The organism is Trebonia sp. (assembly GCF_049794275.1).
GTDB lineage: Bacteria > Actinomycetota > Actinomycetes > Streptosporangiales > Streptosporangiaceae > Trebonia.
The window spans coordinates 1-2,420 of the sequence record NZ_JBARCR010000005.1 but is presented as its reverse complement, the minus strand read 5'-3'; the positions used below and the strand labels follow the sequence as shown (position 1 = coordinate 2,420).

Annotated in this window: 2 protein-coding genes; one reads left to right on the top strand and one right to left on the bottom strand. The window is 71.0% G+C overall.

Annotated features, from left to right (window positions below; translation table 11 throughout):
* Positions 1-64 precede the first annotated feature (64 nt).
* Entirely contained in the window at positions 65-925 is an 861-nt protein-coding gene (locus WA805_RS00130) for an enoyl-CoA hydratase/isomerase family protein (protein WP_422270940.1), read from the bottom strand.
* A gap of 133 nt (positions 926-1,058) precedes the next feature.
* Between WA805_RS00130 and xylB the strand changes: the two genes are divergently transcribed.
* Positions 1,059-2,420: xylulokinase (xylB, locus tag WA805_RS00125; protein WP_425241343.1), on the top strand; the 1,362-nt coding region annotated here is incomplete at its 3' end.

The window sequence follows — 2,420 nt, the reverse complement described above, 5'->3', positions numbered from 1 at the left end:
ACCATAGAGTGCGGTCGATGGGCCATCGACCGCCTTTGGCCAGTGGCCAGGCCGGCCGGGCGGGCTAGTCGAAGTTGTTCTTACGGCCTTCGCGGACGTAGTCGACTGTCGAGCGGATGTGGCCTTCGCCGTGGACGGCCTTTTTCTTCGCTATGTGGCCGAACATCTGGATGCCGAACCCGCCGTCCAGGTCGTTCACGATCCGCTGCTTCCACGGCCGCCTGACGATCTGCGTGGTCAGCCGCCGGGTGGTCCGCGGCTGGGTCATGATGTGGTCGGCGATCGCGTACGCCCGCGCGATCAGCTGATCGCGCGGGACCACCTCGTTGACCATGCCCCACTCCAGCGCCTTCTCTGCTGTGATCGCCTCGCCGGTGAGCAGGGCGTACGCGGCGCGCTTGACGCCGAGCAGCTCCTGGAAGCAGTTGTGGATGCCGTCGGCGGGTACCGAGCCGATGTCGTAGTGCAGGTCGAAGACCGTCGCGCCTTCGGCGGCCAGCGAGATGTCGCACATGAGCACGATCTCGGTGTGGAAGCCCGGGCCGTTCAGCAGCCCGATGGTGGGGATCTCCAGGTCGTTGACCAGCGCCGAGACGTTGATCCTGCCGTCCTTGTACGCGTACTCGTAGGCCCAGTACTCGAGGTCTTCCTCTTCGAGGGCGAAGCCCTCGGGGTCGGAGCCCATCATGAACTCGTCACCGGACCCGGTCAGGATGAGGATCTCGTTCCGCGGGTCCGCGCCCACGACCTTGAGCATCTGGCCGAGCGCCCGGTGATTCTGCACGGACAGCTGGATCGGGCCGCCGAGCGTGTGCGCCTCCACGAACAGCACGCCGTCCCCGCGGCGGGTCATCGTGAAGAAATCCTTGAACCGCTCGCTGTACTCCTCGAACCTGGGCGTTGGCACGAACTCCTGTAGCGACATCGGCGCTCCTCCGCGACGGGCGACAAACGATTGCAGACAGGATCCTAGTCGTCAGGGTCCTGGTTAGATTTTTGATCTTTCCCCGAACGAGCGGGACTGACTCGCCAACCGTCATCTTGCTACTGTCGCGGTTGTGAACCTAGTCGCCGGTGTCGATTCCTCCACCCAGTCCACGAAGGTGCTGCTCTGCCGGGCCGACGACGGCAGCGTCGTCGCGGAGGCTGCCGCGCCGCACCCCGACGGCACAGAATGCCACCCGGACCGCTGGTGGGAGGCGCTGACCGCGGCCGGGCGGGACCTGCTAGAGCGAGCCGACGCGGTGGGGGTGGCGGCGCAGCAGCACGGGATGGTCGTGCTCGACGACGGCGGCGAGGTGATCAGGCCCGCCATGCTGTGGAACAACGTGAAGTCCGCGCCGCAGGCGCGGGCCCTGGTCGACGAGCTCGGCGGGCCCGCCGAGTGGGCCGCGCGGACCGGCAGCGTGCCCACGATGTCGTTCACCGTCACCAAGCTGCGCTGGCTCGCGGAGAACGAGCCGGACAACGCGCGCCGGGTGCGCCGCGTGCTGCTGCCGCACGACTGGCTGACCTGGCGGCTCGCCGGCGGGGGACCCGCTCCCGCCGGTGACCCGGCGCTCGAGCCGACCACCGACCGCGGGGACGCCTCGGGCACCGGCTACTTCTCCCCCGCGGACGGACGGTGGCTGCCCGACCTCGCGGCCACCGCGCTCGGGCATCCCGTCGAGCTGCCGCGGGTCGCCGGGCCCGCCGAGGTCGTCGGGGAGACCTCGTGGGGCGCGGCGCTCTCCGCGGGCACCGGGGACAACATGGGCGCGGCGCTGGGGCTGCTGCTGCGCGACGACGACGTGGTGGTGTCGATCGGCACCTCCGGGGTCGCCTACGCGGTGACGGCTAAGCCGGCCGCCGACCCGACCGGGCTTGTCGCCGGCTTCGCCGACGCGACAGGGAAGTTCCTGCCGCTGGTCGCCACTGTGAACGCGGCGCGGGTGCTCGACGTCACCGCGCGGCTGCTCGGGGTCGACGCGGCGGGGTTCTCCGCGCTGGCGCTGGCCGCCTCGCCAGGGGCGGACGGGCTGACGCTGCTGCCGTACCTGGACGGCGAGCGGTCGCCGAACCGGCCGTCCGCGAACGGGGTGCTGCGGGGACTGACCTCGGCTAACACGACGCCGTCGAATCTCGCGCGTGCCGCCGTCGAAGCGGTGCTCTGCTCGCTGGCTGACGCGATCGACTACCTGCGGGCGTGCGGGATCACGCCGGGGCGGGTGGTGCTGATCGGCGGCGCGGCGCGGTCCGCGGCGGTGCGGGCGCTGGCGCCAGGAGTGTTCGGGATGCCGGTGACGGTGCCCGAGCCCGCCGAGTACGTGGCGCTCGGTGCCGCGCGGCAGGCGGCATGGGCGCTGGCCGCGTCATCGTCCGCTGGTGGTAGCCCAGGTGCGCTGCCCGACTGGCCGGCCCGGGCGGCGGAGACGTACGAG